Source organism: Blautia sp. 1001283B150304_161114_C9, assembly GCF_015668165.1.
Taxonomy (GTDB): domain Bacteria; phylum Bacillota; class Clostridia; order Lachnospirales; family Lachnospiraceae; genus Blautia_A; species Blautia_A wexlerae.
Window position 1 is genome coordinate 22,508 of the sequence record NZ_JADPGO010000026.1, and the last position, 18,491, is coordinate 40,998.

Below are 18,491 nucleotides of genomic sequence, written 5' to 3' on the forward strand. Positions count from 1 at the left end.
AGGAGTGTAAAGAAAAATGAGTTACGCAGATGATGTATTTATAAAAATGTGTCAGGATATCCTGGAAAACGGGACAAGTACGGAAGGAGAAAAAGTCCGCCCTGTGTGGGAGGATGGAACTCCGGCATATACGATCAAGAAATTCGGAGTGGTAAACAGATATGATCTGAGAAAGGAATTTCCGGCTATGACACTCAGACGTACAGCGTTAAAGAGTGCCATGGATGAGATTCTCTGGATCTGGCAGAAGAAATCCAACAATATCCATGATCTTCACAGCCATATCTGGGACAGCTGGGCAGATGAGAGTGGTTCTATCGGTAAGGCATATGGGTATCAGCTTGGCGTGAAACATCAGTACAAAGAAGGAATGATGGATCAGGTAGACAGAGTGATCTATGATCTGAAGAATAATCCGTTCAGCCGAAGAATTATGACCAATATTTATGTGCATCAGGATCTCCATGAGATGAATCTGTATCCCTGTGCATATTCCATGACATTTAATGTGACACAGACACCGGGGAACGATAAGCTGACTCTGAATGCAATCCTCAATCAGCGTTCACAGGATATCCTTGCAGCGAATAACTGGAATGTATGTCAGTATGCACTTCTGCTTATGATGATGGCTCAGGTATGTGATATGGAAGCAGGGGAATTGCTTCATGTAGTGGCAGACTGCCATATCTATGACCGTCATATCCCGCTGATAAAGGAACTGATCCAGAGAAAACCATATCCTGCACCTGTTGTGAAACTGAATCCGGAAGTAAAAGATTTCTATCAGTTTACAACAGATGACCTGATCGTGGAGAATTATGAGACATGGCCGCAGATTAAGAATATTCCGATTGCCGTTTAACCAAACTGTGGAGCAATTATCTGGTTATGAGCAAGTAGCGAATGCGGATGATTTTGTTCGCCTGACTTAAATTGACAATATAAAATCAAGAGAGGAAAATTCAAATGAATGTTATCGTAGCAGCAGATAAAAACTGGGGAATCGGCAAGAACAACCAGCTTCTGGTAAGTATTCCGGCAGATATGAAGATGTTTCGTGAGGAAACAAGTGGAAAAGTAGTAGTGATGGGAAGAAAAACTCTGGAAAGTTTTCCAAACGGACTTCCGCTTAAAAACAGGATCAATATTGTGATCACATCCAATAAAGAATATGAGGTAAAGGGTGCGATCATAGTACACAGTATTGAAGAAGCGCTGGAAGAGATAAAGAAATATCCGGCAGAAGATGTTTACTGTATAGGTGGTGACAGCATTTATGCGCAGATGCTTCCGTACTGTGATGTAGCTCATGTGACAAAGATTGACTTTGCATATGAAGCAGACAGTCATTTCCCAAATCTGGACGAAGATGATGAATGGGAAATTACGGGAGAGAGCGATGAGCAGACGTACTTTGATCTGGAGTATCAGTTTGTGAAGTATGAGAGAAAGAAATAGAAGGAACAAAGCAGATCCGGAAAAGCCAGTGATATAAAAGAAAAAATATCCCTCAGAATGTGTTTAAACTGATTCTGAGGGATGTTTTTGTATAGTGAAAATCTACGTTACTGTTCATTACGTTCTCAGCGGGATAGCAGTGTATGAACAGCAACAATTCTTCTGATGTTGAAAGACGTTAACTGTCTGCAGTCAGATGTTATTTATTCAATAACTTTCAGCCATCCTTCCGGAGCCTGGATACGTCCCATCTGGATACCTGTTAATGTGTCATAGAGTTTCTGGATAACCGGACCCATTTTCTCCATTCCGCTTGGGAAACAGATTTCTTTACCATGGTCAACAATCTTTCCGACAGGAGAGATAACTGCAGCAGTACCGCAGAGACCACATTCAGCGAAATCTTTCACTTCATCGAAGTATATTTCTCTTTCCTCAGCTTCTAATCCCAGGTATTCCTTGGCAACATAGATTAAGGAACGACGTGTGATAGAAGGAAGGATACTGTTGGACTTCGGTGTGACAACTTTGCCGTCTTTTGTAACGAAGATGAAGTTAGCACCGCCTGTTTCTTCTACCTTGGTACGTGTAGCTGCATCAAGATACATGTTCTCATCGAATCCGTTCTTGTGAGCATCTACGATTGCATGTAAGCTCATTGCATAGTTAAGACCTGCTTTGATATGGCCTGTTCCATGAGGTGCAGCGCGGTCGAAATCACTGACGCGGATTGTGATCGGTTTAGCACCGCCTTTGAAGTATGGTCCTACAGGTGTAGTGAATACACGGAACATATACTCATCAGCAGGTTTTACACCGATAACCGGGTTAGTACCCATCATATATGGACGAACATATAAAGTTGCGCCTGAACCGTATGGCGGAACATATGCTGCGTTAGCTTTTACAGTCTGAACAATTGCATCAACAAAACGGTCTTCCGGGAATACAGGCATCTCAAGTCTCTTTGCTGAGTTTGCCATACGTTCTGCATTTAAGTCAGGACGGAAAGTAACGATATGTCCGTCTTCTGTAGTGTAAGCCTTCATTCCTTCGAAAACTGTCTGCGCATACTGGAAAACACCTGCACATTCGTTCAGTGTTACATTAGGATCTGTTGTCAGTTCTCCGGCATCCCATGCGCCGTCTTTGAATTTAGATACATAACGATAATCGGTCTGTACGTAACCGAAGCCTAAGCTGCTCCAGTCGATATTCTTTTTTTCCATAATGAATCTTTCCTCCGTTCACACATATTTACAGTATTTACAAGTGTGATTACTGTTTATCTCTTTACCATTGTAAAACTTTTGTCTGCTAAGTTCAATGGGAAATTTCCAATTTTAATGAAAAATTGAAAAATCGTGTTACTGTTCACATACAGTAACAAAAAATCCGCCAGTCTTGTTTTTTATAGAGGATTTCGCTATAATATGGAATAGAAAATGGAGGAAAATATGAGCGAGAATTTTGATGAATTAGGAGAACTTGGAGACAAAATAAAAAAGATCATAGACACAGCAGTTTCTACTAAAGATTACCGCCAGATGACCGAGGATATTAAGCAGACGGTGGGACAGACTGTTAACAGCGCAGTAAATTCTGCTGTAGATTCCGGAAGCGAGGCAATCAAAAATGGTCTGAATAATGTATTTGGAACCGGAAACAGTCAGTCCGGTGATTCCGGGGTATACCGCAATAAAACAAAAGAATTTGAAGAAAAGCGCAGGCGGGAGCGTGAACAGGAGCAGGAACGTCAGAGGATTGAGAAGGAGAAAGTAAAAGAGAAGATGCTGACTCTTTATGAAAGGAACACCGGGGGAAGAATGAAAGGTATGATGATTGCTGTTTCAGGTGGAATCCTTGCCAGTGGAATGGGACTGGGAACTCTGGTCCTCAGCATCTTTGGAGCGGTGGGGCATATGAGTTCCCTTGTGACCGGTGGAACCTGTTTTATGGCAGTCGGAGCTTTGACAGGAGTGGGACTTCTCGCAGGCGGCATTAAAAAACTGGGTAAACTGGAACGTTTTCAGAAGTATATTGATACACTGGGAAATCACACATACTGTAATTTTGAACAATTATCTGCAGCAGTAAATAAGCCGGTGAAATTCGTTAAAAAAGATATTAAAAAGATGATTGATGACAGATGGTTCCGTCAGGGACATATTGATGAACAGGAAACCTGTCTGATCACCAGTAATGAGACTTATCTGCAATATACGCAGACGCAGAAGGCACTTGAGCAGAAGAAACAGGAAGAAGAGAAATATCAGGCTGAACAGGAGAGAAACAGAAAGAACACACCGCCTGAAGTGCAGGAAGTGCTGGATAAAGGAAATGAATTTCTGGATAAGATCCACAGGAGCAACGATGCGATTCCTGGAATGGAGATTTCTGCAAAAATATCCAGAATGGAACTGATCGTGGAGAAGATTTTTGAACGGGCGCAGAAGCATCCGGAGATTATTCCGGATCTGAAGAAACTGATGAATTATTATCTGCCCATGACAGTAAAGCTGCTGGATGCATATGAAGAAATGGATCAGCAGCCTGTGCAGGGAGAGAATATCCAGGCATCCAAAAAGGAGATAGAGGATACACTGGATACACTGAATCAGGCATTTGAAAAACTTCTGGATTCTGTCTTTCAGGATACTGCGTGGGATGTTTCAAGTGATATTTCAGTGCTTCATACGCTGCTTGCACAGGAAGGTCTGACAGATGATGACTTTGCAAAAATGAAAAAGAACTGAAAATAAAAAAGGATAAAAAGGAGCGGCAGAGGACATGGGAAACGAATTTAAAGATTTTGAAATGGAAACACCATCATTAACACTGGAGCCGGATCTTGGAGAGCTTGAAAAGAAAGAAGAAGTGATCCCCAAAAAGCAGCTACAGAAGGAAGAAGTGCCTGTACTGACACCGGAAGAACAGAAAATGGTAAATGATTTTGCTGCAAAGATTGATATTGAGAATACTAATCAGATTCTTCAGTATGGTGCAGGAACCCAGAAAAAAATGGCAGACTTTTCTGATACAGCTCTTGAGAATGTAAAGACACAGGATCTCGGTGAGATTGGAGAACTGATCAGTAATGTTGTGGGAGAACTGAAAGATTTCGATGTACAGGAGGAGGGAAAATTCTTTGGATTTTTCAGAAAGCAGACTTCTAAGATTGAAAATCTGAAAAACAAATATGACAAAGCACAAGCCAATGTGGAGAAGATCACAGATTCTCTTCAGCAACATCAGGTGCGCCTTATGAAAGATTCTGCTATGCTGGACAAGATGTATGAACAGAACCTGAATTATTTTAAAGAACTTACCATGTATATCCTTGCCGGAAAAAAGAAACTGGAAGAAACCAGAAACGGAAAGCTTGCAGAAATGAAAAATAAGGCAGCTCTGAGCGGGCTTCCCGAAGACGCGCAGGCAGCCAGAGACCTGGATGAGAAATGCAGCAGATTTGAAAAGAAACTGCATGATCTGGAACTTACCCGTACGATTGCCATGCAGACAGCGCCTCAGATCCGGCTGATCCAGAATAATGATACGGTAATGGTTGAGAAAATACAGACAACGATCGTAAACACAATTCCATTATGGAAAAGTCAGATGGTGCTTGCTCTGGGAATTGCTCACTCTGCAGAAGCGGCACAGGCACAGAGACAGGTAACAGATATTACCAATGAACTTCTCAGAAAGAATGCAGAGACACTTCATATGGTAACGGTTGAGACAGCGAAAGAATCAGAGCGTGGAATAGTTGACCTTGAAACACTGCAGAAGACAAATGCAGATTTGATCCAGACTCTGGATGATGTGATGCGGATCCAGATGGAAGGCCGTCAGAAGAGACAGGCAGCAGAGATGGAAATGCACCGCATGGAAGAAGAACTGAAGAGAAAACTTCTGGAAATCAGATAACTGTTCAGCAGTAATTTATGGAATTGCTATAAATGAGAGAAGAGGAAAATTATGTACAGAGATCATACAAAAGTGATTCAGATCGGAGACAGAAAGATTGGCGGCGGCAACCCGATTTTAATCCAGTCCATGACAAATACAAAAACTGAAGATGTAGAACAGACAGTAGCTCAGATCCTGGCACTGGAGCAGGCTGGCTGTGATATTATTCGTTGTGCAGTACCGACTATGGAAGCTGCAAAAGCACTGAAGGAAATCAAAAAACAGATCCATATACCACTTGTGGCAGATATCCATTTTGATTATCGTCTTGCTATTGCAGCCATGGAAAACGGTGCAGATAAGATCCGGATCAATCCCGGAAATATCGGCAGTACAGAGCGAATCAAAGCAGTGGTTGATGTGGCAAAGGAGCGAGGAATACCCATTCGTGTTGGTGTAAACAGCGGTTCTCTTGAGAAAGAACTTGTGGAGAAATATCATGGGGTCACTGCAGAGGGACTGGTGGAGAGTGCGCTGGATAAAGTTCATATCATCGAAGACCTGGGATATGACAATCTGGTGATCAGCATCAAATCTTCGGATGTCCTTATGTGTGCAAAGGCTCATGAACTGATCGCGGAGAAGACGAATTATCCACTTCATGTAGGAATCACAGAAGCCGGAACTCTTTATTCCGGAAACATTAAATCTGCTATCGGACTGGGGATCATCCTGAATCAGGGAATCGGTGATACCATTCGTGTCTCTCTTACAGGAGCACCTTTAGAAGAGATTAAATCCGCAAAACGTATCCTGAAAACTCTGGGGCTTCGCAAAGGTGGCATAGAAGTTGTGTCATGTCCAACCTGTGGACGCACACAGATCGATCTGATTGGTCTTGCAAATAAGGTAGAAACCATGGTGCAGGATATCCCGCTTGATATTAAAGTAGCAGTTATGGGCTGTGTGGTAAACGGACCCGGAGAAGCAAAAGAGGCAGATATCGGAATTGCAGGCGGAGTTGGTGTGGGACTTCTGATCAAACATGGTGAGATCATAAAGAAAGTTCCGGAAGATCAGCTTTTGGATACGTTGCGGGAAGAACTTCTGAACTGGAAGTAACATTTGGAACGAAGACTTCCTGTCAGATCAACGAGGAGATTTTATTTTGGAAAAAGACTTTTTTGACGTATTTCCCAGCTTAAAAGTGAAGAAAGAACTGGAAGAACTGCTGGACATGGTTTTTGTGACCAGAGTGTCCTGCAATCCTTCCAGAACTCATATATGGGTGTATATAAAAAGTGAACGCTGGATTCATAAGAAGCATATCTTTGAACTGGAAGAACAGATAGAGAGACAGATTTTTGCAGGACTGAATGTAACAGTTACAGTTATTGAGAAATTCCGCCTTTCCGGTCAGTACAATCCTCAGAACTTTCTGGAAACTTACAGATCCAGCATGGAACTGGAACTGCGCAGCTACAATATGCTGGAATACAATATGTTCAGACAGGCGCAGATTTCTTTTCCCGGAGAAAATGATCTTCATATGATCCTTCCTGATTCTGTAATAGCCAGAGAAAAGAGCGGGATCCTGATCGAATATCTGCAGAAGGTTTTCTGCGAAAGATGCGGAATGGACTTAAAGGTGGAACTTGAGTTCAGGGAGACACAGGAAAGTAAGTATCGTAAGAATGCAGCAGTGCAGATCGCTCAGGAAGTGGAAAATGTAATCCGTCATGCGAAATTAAACAGTAAGAATGAAGAGCCGGCTCAGTCTGAAGAAGCAGGAACAGCAGAGAAGAAAGCAGAGAAAAAGACTGATAAGGGACAGCAGGAAAAGAAGGACAAAAAAGCTGCATTTGCAGACCGCAAAGACAACAGGAAGGGAGATTTCCGGGGTGGATTCAGAAGGGACAGCAATCCGGATGTTATCTATGGAAGAGATTTCGAAGGAGAGCCTGTTGCACTTGAGACGATTACCGGTGAGATGGGTGAGGTGATCGTCCGCGGACAGGTTATGGAGGTTGAAGCCAGAGAAATCCGTAATGAAAAAACAATTCTTATCTTCCCGATCACAGACTTTACGGACAGTATTGTTGTGAAGATGTTTTTGCGCAATGAACAGGTGCCGGAAGTGACAGAACATGTAAAGAAGGGGGCTTTTCTGAAGTTTCGCGGTGTGACAACAGTAGACCGTTTTGACAGTGAACTGACTATTGCATCCATAGCCGGGATTAAGAAAATTGCCAATTTTACAACTGCCAGAGTAGATACCAGCCCACAGAAAAGAGTAGAGCTTCACTGTCATACAAAGATGAGCGATATGGATGGGGTTACGGATGCCAAATCTCTGGTGAAACGTGCTTATGAGTGGGGACATCCGGCCATTGCCATTACAGACCATGGGGTTGTACAGGCGTTTCCGGAGGCAAATCACTGTTTCGATGCCTGGGGTGGATGTGTGCCGAAGGATTCTGATTTTAAGGTTCTTTATGGAATGGAAGGCTATCTGGTAGATGATTTAAAAGGTATGGTGACCAATGGAAAAGGTCAGAAGCTGAACGGTAGATTTGTGGTCTTTGATATTGAGACAACAGGTTTTTCTTCGCTGACCTGTCAGATCATAGAGATTGGCGCCGTACTGGTAGAAAATGGTGAGATTACGGACCGTTTTTCCACATTTGTAAATCCAAAGGTACCGATTCCTTTTCGCATTGAACAGCTGACCAGTATCAATGACAGTATGGTCATGGATGCCCCGACTATCGAAGAAGTGCTTCCGAAATTCCTTGAATTCAGCAAGGATGCGGTTATGGTTGCACACAATGCGGACTTTGATATGGGATTTATTATGAAAAACTGTGACAGACTGGGAATCGCACATGATTTTACTTATGTAGATACGGTCGGTATGGCCCGTTTCCTGCTTCCTGCATTGAACAGATTTAAGCTGGATACGGTAGCAAAAGCAGTTGGGGTTTCACTGAAAAATCATCACCGGGCAGTAGATGATGCCGCATGTACTGCAGAGATTTTTGTGAAGTTTGTAAAGATGCTGGAAGAGCGTGATATCCGGGATGTGGATATGCTGAATGAGCAGGGAGCTGTTTCTGTAAATACTATCAGGAAACTGCCGACCTACCATGTGATCATTTTTGCCAGAAATGAGACAGGGCGCATTAATCTGTATAAATTAGTGAGTCAGTCTCACCTGAAGTATTATCACAGACGTCCACGTGTTCCCAAAAGTGTGCTGGAGCAGTACAGAGACGGACTTCTGGTGGGAAGTGCCTGTGAAGCAGGGGAACTGTATCAGGCAATTCTGAGAAATGCACCGGATACTGAGATAGCCAGACTGGTAAATTTCTATGATTATCTGGAGATCCAGCCTGTTGGAAATAACAGATTTATGATCGCAGATGATAAGCATGATATGATCAGTTCCGAAGAAGACCTGAAGGAGATAAACAGGAAGATCGTTAAGCTTGGAGAGCAGTTTAAGAAACCGGTAGTTGCAACCTGTGATGTGCATTTCATGGATCCACAGGATGAGATTTACAGAAGGATCATTATGGCCGGAAACGGATTCTCAGATGCAGATGAGCAGGCACCGCTGTATTTACGTACCACAGAGGAAATGCTGGAAGAATTTGCCTATCTGGGAAGCGAGAAAGCAGAAGAAGTTGTCATTACAAATACAAATAAGATCGCAGATATGATTGAGAAGATATCACCTATTCATCCGGACAAATTCCCGCCGGTCATTGAGAATTCCGACCAGGATCTGAAGAATATCTGTTTTACAAAAGCGCATGAAATGTATGGAGATCCATTGCCGGAGATTGTGGAAAGCAGGCTTGACAGGGAACTGAATTCAATCATTTCCAATGGGTATGCCGTAATGTATATCATTGCACAGAAGCTTGTATGGAAGTCAAATGAAGATGGTTACCTGGTAGGTTCGCGAGGTTCTGTAGGATCTTCTTTGGCAGCTACCATGTCCGGTATCACAGAGGTAAATCCTCTGCCGCCGCATTATCTCTGTCCTAATCCGGACTGCAAATACAGTGATTTTGATTCACCGGAAGTAAAGCAGTATGCAGGTATGGCGGGGTGTGATATGCCGGATAAGATCTGTCCGAAATGTGGAACCAGGATGAAAAAAGAAGGGTTTGACATTCCTTTTGAGACATTCCTTGGATTCAAGGGAGATAAGGAACCGGATATTGACCTTAACTTTTCAGGAGAGTATCAGGCTAATGCACACAGATATACAGAGGTTATTTTTGGTAAGGGGCAGACATTCAAGGCAGGGACTATCGGTACGCTTGCGGAGAAAACTGCATTTGGTTATGTGAAGAATTATTTTGAAGAGCGTGGTGTGCATAAACGTTACTGTGAGATCAACCGCATCGTACAGGGATGTACAGGCGTGCGGCGTACAACAGGACAGCATCCGGGAGGCATTATCGTACTTCCTGTAGGTGAGGAGATTGAGAAATTTACTCCTGTCCAGCACCCTGCGAATGATGTGAACAGTGACATTATCACCACACATTTTGATTATCATTCTATTGACGGAAACCTGCTGAAGCTTGATATACTTGGACACGATGATCCCACTATGATCCGAATGCTGGAGGATTTAACGGGAATCAGTGCCAGGGATGTCCCCCTGGATCAGAGGGATGTCATGTCATTGTTTGCAAGTACAAAGGCTTTGAAAATTGAACCGGAAGATATTGGCGGATGTAAGCTCGGATGTCTGGGAATCCCGGAATTTGGTACAGATTTCGCCATGCAGATGCTTATTGACACCAAGCCGAAATACTTCTCTGACCTGATCCGTATTGCAGGGCTTTCTCATGGTACGGATGTATGGCTGGGTAATGCCCAGGTGCTGATCCAGGAGGGTAAGGCAACCATTTCCACAGCTATCTGTACCCGAGACGATATTATGATCTACCTTATCGGAAAAGGAGTGGAAAGTGGCCTTGCGTTTACGATCATGGAGAGCGTCCGTAAGGGAAAAGGTCTTCGTGATGAGTGGATCGAGACCATGAAAGAGCATGGAGTTCCGGACTGGTATATCTGGTCCTGTAAGCTGATCAAGTATATGTTCCCGAAGGCTCATGCAGCAGCATACGTTATGATGGCGTACAGAATTGCGTGGTATAAGGTGTTTCAGCCACTGGCATACTATGCGGCATATTTCAGTATCCGCGCCACAGCGTTCTCCTATGAGATGATGTGTATGGGAAAGGAACGCCTGGAGTATTATATGGCAGAAATTCGCAAAAAAGGTGATTCAGCATCTAAAAAAGAACTGGATACCCTGAAGGATATGCGTATTGTACAGGAAATGTACGCACGTGGATTTGAATTTGTACCGATTGATCTTTATACTGCCAAGGCACAGAGATTTCAGATCGTGGATGGGAAACTGATGCCGTCACTTGCAACTATTGACGGACTGGGAGATAAGGCGGCAGATGCAGTGGTTGATGCTGCAAAACAGGGAAAATTCTTGTCAAAAGACGACTTCCGCGACAGAACAAAGGTCAGCAAAACGGTTATTGATCTGATGGATGATCTGAAATTATTCGGAGATATCCCGCAGTCGAACCAGATGTCATTATTTGACTTTACAGGATGAGCATAAATTCTGTGACCGCAAAGTGTGTTGCAGGGCATGGTGCAGACAGCAACATAAAATGCCCTGACATCATAATATATGATAACAGGAGATGGATATGAAGAAAGACGAACTTAGATATTTACAGAGACTTGCAGAAATTTATCCTACAATCGGAAAGGCATCTACGGAGATTATCAATCTTCAGTCAATCCTGAATCTGCCGAAGGGAACGGAACACTTTATGTCAGACCTTCATGGGGAGTATCAGGCGTTTTCACATGTGCTCAGAAATGGTTCCGGTGCAGTGAGGAAGAAGATTGATGATGTGTTTGGACATACATTAAGTAACAATGATAAGCGTTCTCTGGCAACTCTGATCTATTATCCGAAAGAGAAGATGGATTTTGTCAAAGATACAGAAGAAGATATGGAAAACTGGTATAAGATCACTCTCTACCGTCTTATTGAAATCTGTAAGACAACAGCCTCCAAATATACCAGATCCAAAGTACGAAAAGCTCTTCCCGCAGATTATGCCTATGTGATTGAAGAACTGATCACAGAGAAAGCGGAGGTTCTTGACAAAGAGGCATATTATGATTCCATTGTAAATACGATCATTGAGATCGGCAGTGCGGAGAATTTTATCATTGCGCTTGCAGAACTGATCCAGCGTCTGGTCGTGGATCATTTACATATTCTGGGGGATATTTATGACAGAGGTCCTGCTCCACATTTCATTATGGATCGCCTGATGCAGTATCACTCCCTGGATATTCAGTGGGGAAACCATGATGTTGTCTGGATGGGTGCGGCAGCAGGACAGAAAGCCTGTATTGCAACAGTGGTAAGAAACAGTATCCGTTACGGAAATCTGGATATTCTTGAGGATGGATACGGAATCAATATGCTTCCTCTGGCGACCTTTGTGATGGAGGCGTATAAGGATGATTCCTGCGAGATTTTTGCCATGAAAGGTGCTTCCAATTATAATGTTCTTGAGGAAGAACTGGGCAAAAAAATGCACAAGGCTATTGCTGTGATCCAGTTTAAATTAGAAGGTAAACTGGTGCGCAGACATAAAGAATTCCAGATGGAAGACAGAGCACTTCTTCATCGGATCAATCCGGAAAAAGGGACGATCACACTGCCTGACGGAAAAGAATATCCGCTTCGCGACAATAATTTTCCGACTATTGACTGGAAACATCCATACGAACTTACAGCCGGAGAAAAAGAAGTTATGGACAAACTGTCCTCTGCATTCAGAAACTGTGAAAAACTGCAAAACCACATCCGTCTCCTACTTGACAAAGGCGGGCTTTATACAGTATATAACGGAAATCTTCTGTTTCATGGAAGCATTCCTCTGAATGAAGACGGAACATTCCGGGAAGTACAGATTTATGGAAAAAGCTACAAGGGAAAAGAACTGTATGATGTACTGGAAACCTATGTGCGCAGAGCATTCTATTCTGTAGGAAAAGAAGAACAGAAGAAGGGCAGAGATATTATGTGGTATATCTGGGCAGCTCCGAATTCACCATTGTTTGGCAAGAGCAAGATGAGTACTTTTGAAAGATATTTCATAGAGGATTCTTCTACACATGAAGAGAAGAAGAATGCTTATTACCGCCTCTGGGAGAATGAAGAAGTGGTAGATAATATGCTTCGTGAATTTGGTCTGGATCCGGAAAAAGGGCATATCATCAATGGCCATGTTCCGGTACACCAGAGTGAAGGAGAAAGTCCTGTAAAATGTGATGGAAAGGTTATCGTGATTGACGGTGGTTTTTCCAAGCCATATCAGAAAGTAACGGGAATTGCCGGATATACGCTGATCTATAATTCCTATGGACTGAATCTTACTGCTCATGAACCGTTTACGTCCAAAGCAGATGCTGTGGCAAGAGAGACTGATATTGTATCGAACCGCGTGGCAGTCAGCTACATGTCCAGACGCCAGCTTGTGGGTGATACAGATACAGGTCATGCGCTGAAAGAGAGAATACAGGAATTGATCCAGCTGCTGGATGCATACAGAACAGGTATCATCAAGGAAAAGAAATAAGATTAAAACTCTTTACTTCTAAATTTTCATTCTATATAATGGGAGTGTTGTGTGATATAACTGTTTTTACAGCAATTTGGCAGGATAAGAACTGTTATAGTGAAGGAAAACGTTATGAAACGGGCTATAGTAATCTTTTTAAATGGATTATCGAAGAGGATTATGATAAAAGTTGCCTGAAGATGATGAACAAAAGGAGAATACGATAATGGGTGGAATTTTTGGAGTAGCATCAAAGTCCAGTTGCATTCTGGACCTTTTCTTCGGAATTGATTATCATTCCCATCTGGGAACACGCAGAGGCGGAATGGCAGTGTATGATAAGAAACGTGGTTTTGACCGCGTGATTCATAACATTGAAAATGCGCCGTTCAGGACCAAATTTGATGGTGACATTGGTGAGATGGAGGGAAATCTGGGAATCGGATGTATTTCAGATAATGAACCTCAGCCTCTTCTGGTGCGCTCTCATCTTGGTAACTTTGCAATTACCACAGTTGGAAAGATCAATAACATGGATGAACTGATTGCCAACTGTTTTAAAAACGGATGCACTCATTTTCTGGAAATGAGTGGAGGAAGCGTAAATCCCACAGAAATGGTAGCTGCACTGATCAATCAGAAAGACAACATGATTGAGGGAATCCGTTATGCGCAGGAAGTGATAGAAGGTTCCATGACCATGCTGATCCTGACACCAAAGGGGATTCTGGCAGCACGTGACCGTCTGGGAAGGACTCCACTGATCGTGGGAAAGAAAGAAGATGCCTGTTGTGTATCTTTTGAAAGCTTTGCATACCTGAATCTTGGATATGAAGACCTGAAAGAACTGGGCCCCGGAGAAATTGTTGCAGTGACTCCGGACGGTGTGGAAACCCTGCAGAAACCAGGGGAAGAGATGCGAATCTGTTCTTTCCTCTGGGTATATTACGGATATCCTACTTCGGCATACGAGGGTGTAAATGTAGAAGAAATGCGTTATCATTGCGGTGATATGCTGGCCAGGAGAGACAGGGGAGAAGTAAATCCCGATATTGTAGCCGGTGTTCCGGATTCCGGTATTGCCCATGCGATCGGATATGCGAACCAGTCCGGTGTGCCTTTTGCCCGTCCGTTTATCAAATATACACCAACCTGGCCAAGATCATTTATGCCTACACAGCAGAGCCAGAGAAATCTTATCGCAAGAATGAAGCTGATTCCTGTACATCGCCTGATCAAGGATAAGAGTCTTCTGATGATTGATGATTCTATTGTACGTGGAACACAGTTAAGAGAAACGACGGAATTTCTTTACAGAAATGGTGCGAAAGAAGTACATATCCGTCCTGCGTGTCCGCCTTTACTTTATGGATGCAAATATCTGAATTTCTCACGTTCAAAATCAGAGATGGATCTGATCACAAGACGTGTGATCGCCAAACGTGAGGGAGAGAATGTCAGTGATAAAGTCCTGGCAGACTATGCAGATCCAAATTCAACAAATTATAAAGAAATGCTGGAAGAAATCCGTAAGGAGCTGAATTTCACATCACTGAAATTCCACAGACTTGATGATCTGAAAGCTTCCATTGGAATTTCACCATGTAAACTCTGTACCTATTGCTGGGATGGAAAAGAATAAGTAACGAACAAGAAACAGAAGAGGAGATGCAGATTTGTCGGTAACAAACAACGGGAAACAGAAACGGAATAAAAAGAAAAAAAGACTTATAAAACTTCTGATAATTGTAATTATCCTGTTTATCCTGCTTATGCTGGCAGGCACTCTGCTGCTTCAACACAGAAAGAATGTGGACAGAGAGCAGAGAAAAGCAGAAGCGATCGCGGCACTGGAAAGAGTTCCCACTGTAACACCGACACCTGCAGCTACGCCCACACCTACCCCAACACCGATTCCTACGGCAACGCCAACACCGGTTCTGGAACGGGCTTATGTTTTTAACCCGGAGGATTATCTGGGAACCTGGCGCAGTAAGAACGGCAGGGTTAAGATCAAAATTAAGAAACTCAGTCAGAAGTCGGTTACCTTTACTTATTCACAGACAAATAAGAAAAAGACAGCCACCTGCAAGGCAAAAGTAAAGAAATCCGTCGCAGGAAATGCAACCAGATTCTCGTTTACAGACTCGCTGGGAAATGTAGCAAAGGGTTATCTTACCTTTGATAATGGTCGTCTTTATGTGAATATTAAGACAAAAACAAAAGCGGAGGGTGCAAAAGTCCATCCTTCTGTGGATACTGTTATGATAAAAGAATAAAAGATACAAAAAATATAAAAGGATTCAGTAACATAAACAGTTACAGGAATCCTTTTATATTAAAAAAAGTGATTTTACTTATTTATTCATCTCTTTTTTATCAGTGCGTCCTACCAGATAATCAACACTTATATCGTAATAATTTGCCAGTCTGATAAGCATTTCAACCGGGATATTGCGTGAACCTGTCTCATAGTGAGAGTAGGAACGCTGGCTGATGTGAAGAATTTCGCTGAGCTGTTTCTGTGACATGTCAGCATCTGTACGTAAATCCTGAATACGCTGAAATTTCATATAGTTCACCTCTCTGTTTTGTAGTGTACTCCCAAACATGATCTGTGAAAAGCCTTCGCAGATTATGTACTGAAAAAAGTATAAAACAGAACAAAATGAACGGTTGCAAAACAGAGCAAAATGGTCTATTATAAAAATAATCTTTTTTCTAATCTGATTTCTGAAATAATTTCCAATACAATTTAAGTGATGTAACTATTCAGTCGTCCGCTGTTTGGCGAGACATACAAGCCAAAATTCCATTGCCGCAGGCAATCTGGAATGAATTTTGGCTACGTTACTGTGAACGGAGTGAACAGTAACGAATTGTTATATATTTTTTGGTGAGCATAAATATCGGGGGAGATTTATGCCGGAAGAAAGGAGTTTATATTTGTTTGCAAGTGTATTATCAGCTGCAATTTTTGGGGTGGAAGTATGCCCTGTGCAGGTAGAAGCTGATGTAAGTAACGGACTTCCTTCCTTTATCATGGTAGGATTTCCTTCTGCGCAGGTAAAGGAAGCGCAGGAACGGGTACGCACAGCACTCAAGAATAATGGTTATCAGTTTCCACCAAAGAGAATTACCGTCAATTTTGCTCCTGCAGACATGAAGAAAGAGGGCGCCGGTTTTGATGTACCGGTGGCAGCAGCAGTGTTGGCTGCTTTTGAGATGATCAGCCCTCAGGTTGTCAGCAGAGTTATGATGGCAGGGGAGATCGGTCTGGACGGAGAAATCCATGGGATATCCGGAATCCTGCCGATTGTGTTGTGTGCAAGAAGTTTGGGCAGTCGTTTTTGCGTAGTTCCCTATGAGAATCTGAAAGAAGGAAGACTGATCAGGGATGTGCCGGTAGCAGGAGTAAAAAATTTACGGGAACTGGTCGAGTGTCTTAAGAATCCGGAACCCTATCTGAAGAGGGAAATACAGGAAGAAATTCCTTCTATTATAAATACAGATATGGGAATGGATTTTTCAGACATTGAAGGACAGGAAGGGGCAAAAAGAGCGGCGGAAATTGCAGTAAGCGGATTTCACAATCTTCTCCTTATCGGACCTCCGGGAACGGGCAAAACCATGCTTGCCAGAAGACTGCCGACGATCATGCCTGGGCTTGGTTTTGAAGAAAAGCTAGAGCTTACCAGAATTTACAGTATTGCAGGACTTCTTTCAAGAGAACATCCGCTGATCGATGAGCGACCATTTCGCAGCCCTCATCATACAAGTACTCCTCAGGCAATTGCAGGAGGCGGGCGTAATCCCAGACCTGGCGAAATCACTCTTGCGCATAAAGGTGTACTCTTTCTGGATGAAATGCCGGAATTTTCCAGAGCAAGTCTGGAACTTCTGCGACAGCCCATGGAGGATAAAGTGATCCAGATAGCCAGAGCAAGCGGAACTTATAACTTTCCGGCGGATTTTATGTTATGTGCAGCGATGAATCCCTGTCCCTGCGGTTATTATCCGGATTTAAACAGATGCACCTGTACAGCAGGTGAGATCACACATTATATGGGAAAGATCAGTCGCCCTCTTCTGGACAGAATTGATATCAGCACTGAGGTACCGCCGGTTTCTTTTTCACAGCTTCACTGTGGAAGAAAGGGAGAAAATTCCGCTGCTATCAGAAAAAGAGTGGAAAAAGTACAGAAGATCCAGGAAGAACGGTATAAAGATGAGAAAATAAATTTTAACGGGCAGCTGAAGAGCAGTCTGATCGATAAATTCTGCCCTCTTACAGACAGCGCATCCCGACTTCTGGCAAGAGCCTTTGAGAAAATTGCGTTCAGTGCCAGATCCTATCACAGAATCCTGAAGGTAGCCAGAACAATTGCGGATATGGAAGGGGAAGAGATGATCGCCGGTCATCATATCGGAGAAGCACTTTCGTACAGGGCATTTGACAAAGATTCTGTCATAAAATAAAGGTCAGTGAGGTATTTTATATGGAAAGAACTGATGTAAAAAGAAATCACACAGAAGGATACAGTACAGATCAGATACGATGTATTGAGAAGTCAGATTCGGAATATCCGCAGATAATGAAGCAGTATCCCTCTATGCCGGCAAAGCTTTATGTAAAAGGCAGACTTCCTGATCCTAAGAGAAGAACGGTGGCAGTGATCGGTGCCAGAATGTGCAGTCCTTATGGAAGGATGCAGGCATTCCGGTATGCGAAAGCGTTAAGTGTAGCTGGAGTCCAGATTATCAGCGGTATGGCACTTGGCATTGATTCAGAAGGACATAAAGGCGCACTGGAAGGAAAGATGCCTACATTTGCGGTGCTTGGAAGTGGTGTTGATGTATGCTATCCGAAATCTAACAGAAAACTCTATGAGAGGATCTTATGGGAAAATGGTGGGATCATCAGTGAATGTCCACTGGGTTCAGGACCTGTTTCCTGGCATTTCCCGGCGCGAAACCGGATCATCAGTGCTTTGTCAGACGCGGTTCTGGTAGTGGAAGCAAAAGAAAACAGCGGTTCGCTGATCACTGCGGGATTTGCACTGGAACAGGGAAAGATGGTCTATGCGATTCCGGGGGCAGTGACAGATGAACTCAGCAGAGGCTGTCATAAGCTGATCTACGACGGTGCAGGGATTGCATACTGTCCGGAAATTATGCTGGAAGAACTTGGAATTTCGATGGAAAAAGTAACACAAAACGGTGAAAAAAACAACTTGGGACTTGCAAGAGATTTGAATATGGTGTATAGTTGTCTCGATTTACGACCAAAAAATCCCGACTACATTGTGAGAAAAACAGGCTTTTCCCCGGCACAGGTAAGCAACTGTCTTGTGGAACTGACACTGCGGGGGCTCATAAGAGAGAGCGGGAGACATTATTATGTAAAAGACAGTTGACGATTTA

General features: G+C 43.1%; 13 protein-coding genes. 11 read left to right on the forward strand and 2 right to left on the reverse strand.

Going from position 1 to position 18,491, the window contains the following annotated elements:
* Nucleotides 1–16 precede the first annotated feature (16 nt).
* Both thyA and I4V44_RS12910 read left to right on the forward strand, forming a co-directional pair.
* Complete coding sequence (gene thyA, locus I4V44_RS12905; protein ID WP_022381165.1) at nt 17–865, forward strand: thymidylate synthase; 849 nt, start codon at nt 17–19, stop codon at nt 863–865.
* Nucleotides 866–969: 104 nt separating this feature from the next.
* Nucleotides 970–1,461: a dihydrofolate reductase gene (locus I4V44_RS12910; RefSeq protein ID WP_008705726.1), complete on the forward strand. Its 492-nt coding sequence runs from the start codon at nt 970–972 to the stop codon at nt 1,459–1,461.
* Nucleotides 1,462–1,664: 203 nt separating this feature from the next.
* Here the strand turns inward: I4V44_RS12910 and I4V44_RS12915 are convergent, their stop codons facing one another.
* Nucleotides 1,665–2,690: a branched-chain amino acid aminotransferase gene (locus I4V44_RS12915; protein WP_008705724.1), complete on the reverse strand. Its 1,026-nt coding sequence runs from the start codon at nt 2,688–2,690 to the stop codon at nt 1,665–1,667.
* A gap of 228 nt (nt 2,691–2,918) precedes the next feature.
* Here I4V44_RS12915 and I4V44_RS12920 point away from each other — a divergent pair, with 228 nt between their 5' ends.
* From I4V44_RS12920 to I4V44_RS17430, 7 genes are all read left to right on the forward strand, one after another.
* Complete coding sequence (locus I4V44_RS12920) at nt 2,919–4,217, forward strand: 5-bromo-4-chloroindolyl phosphate hydrolysis family protein (protein WP_196002817.1); 1,299 nt, start codon at nt 2,919–2,921, stop codon at nt 4,215–4,217.
* 34 nt (nt 4,218–4,251) lie between these two features.
* A complete protein-coding gene (locus tag I4V44_RS12925) occupies nt 4,252–5,391 on the forward strand; it encodes a toxic anion resistance protein (protein ID WP_118587203.1) in 1,140 nt (379 codons plus the stop codon).
* Between the two features lie 51 nt (nt 5,392–5,442).
* Nucleotides 5,443–6,495: a flavodoxin-dependent (E)-4-hydroxy-3-methylbut-2-enyl-diphosphate synthase gene (ispG, locus tag I4V44_RS12930; protein ID WP_008705719.1), complete on the forward strand. Its 1,053-nt coding sequence runs from the start codon at nt 5,443–5,445 to the stop codon at nt 6,493–6,495.
* A 46-nt stretch (nt 6,496–6,541) separates the two neighbouring features.
* Nucleotides 6,542–11,032, forward strand: coding sequence for a PolC-type DNA polymerase III (locus I4V44_RS12935; RefSeq protein WP_118587207.1), 4,491 nt, complete (start codon nt 6,542–6,544; stop codon nt 11,030–11,032).
* 97 nt (nt 11,033–11,129) lie between these two features.
* The gene (locus tag I4V44_RS12940) at nt 11,130–13,085 is read left to right on the forward strand and encodes a fructose-1,6-bisphosphatase (protein ID WP_118587209.1); all 1,956 of its coding nucleotides are present in this window, start codon (nt 11,130–11,132) and stop codon (nt 13,083–13,085) included.
* Nucleotides 13,086–13,293: 208 nt separating this feature from the next.
* Nucleotides 13,294–14,709 (forward strand): amidophosphoribosyltransferase, encoded by a 1,416-nt coding sequence (locus I4V44_RS12945; RefSeq protein ID WP_008705709.1) that lies wholly within the window; start codon nt 13,294–13,296, stop codon nt 14,707–14,709.
* Between the two features lie 34 nt (nt 14,710–14,743).
* The gene (locus I4V44_RS17430) at nt 14,744–15,346 is read left to right on the forward strand and encodes a hypothetical protein (protein ID WP_055200009.1); all 603 of its coding nucleotides are present in this window, start codon (nt 14,744–14,746) and stop codon (nt 15,344–15,346) included.
* A 78-nt stretch (nt 15,347–15,424) separates the two neighbouring features.
* Here I4V44_RS17430 and I4V44_RS12955 read toward each other — a convergent pair whose 3' ends face one another.
* Nucleotides 15,425–15,640: a helix-turn-helix domain-containing protein gene (locus I4V44_RS12955; protein WP_020993399.1), complete on the reverse strand. Its 216-nt coding sequence runs from the start codon at nt 15,638–15,640 to the stop codon at nt 15,425–15,427.
* 373 nt (nt 15,641–16,013) lie between these two features.
* On the opposite strand from I4V44_RS12955, the gene I4V44_RS12960 reads away from it, so the two are divergent.
* Nucleotides 16,014–17,546 (forward strand): YifB family Mg chelatase-like AAA ATPase, encoded by a 1,533-nt coding sequence (locus I4V44_RS12960; RefSeq protein ID WP_008705706.1) that lies wholly within the window; start codon nt 16,014–16,016, stop codon nt 17,544–17,546.
* A gap of 20 nt (nt 17,547–17,566) precedes the next feature.
* A complete protein-coding gene (gene dprA / locus I4V44_RS12965; protein WP_118574080.1) occupies nt 17,567–18,484 on the forward strand; it encodes a DNA-processing protein DprA in 918 nt (305 codons plus the stop codon).
* Nucleotides 18,485–18,491: the final 7 nt, after the last annotated feature.

Coding starts and splice junctions, on each gene's coding strand:
- thyA (WP_022381165.1), top strand. CDS start 17: ATGAGTTACGCAGATGATGTATTTATAAAAATGTGTCAGGATATCCTG.
- I4V44_RS12910 (WP_008705726.1), top strand. CDS start 970: ATGAATGTTATCGTAGCAGCAGATAAAAACTGGGGAATCGGCAAGAAC.
- dprA (WP_118574080.1), top strand. CDS start 17,567: ATGGAAAGAACTGATGTAAAAAGAAATCACACAGAAGGATACAGTACA.
- I4V44_RS12920 (WP_196002817.1), top strand. CDS start 2,919: ATGAGCGAGAATTTTGATGAATTAGGAGAACTTGGAGACAAAATAAAA.
- I4V44_RS12915 (WP_008705724.1), bottom strand. CDS start 2,690: ATGGAAAAAAAGAATATCGACTGGAGCAGCTTAGGCTTCGGTTACGTA.
- ispG (WP_008705719.1), top strand. CDS start 5,443: ATGTACAGAGATCATACAAAAGTGATTCAGATCGGAGACAGAAAGATT.
- I4V44_RS12955 (WP_020993399.1), bottom strand. CDS start 15,640: ATGAAATTTCAGCGTATTCAGGATTTACGTACAGATGCTGACATGTCA.
- I4V44_RS12945 (WP_008705709.1), top strand. CDS start 13,294: ATGGGTGGAATTTTTGGAGTAGCATCAAAGTCCAGTTGCATTCTGGAC.
- I4V44_RS12925 (WP_118587203.1), top strand. CDS start 4,252: ATGGGAAACGAATTTAAAGATTTTGAAATGGAAACACCATCATTAACA.
- I4V44_RS12940 (WP_118587209.1), top strand. CDS start 11,130: ATGAAGAAAGACGAACTTAGATATTTACAGAGACTTGCAGAAATTTAT.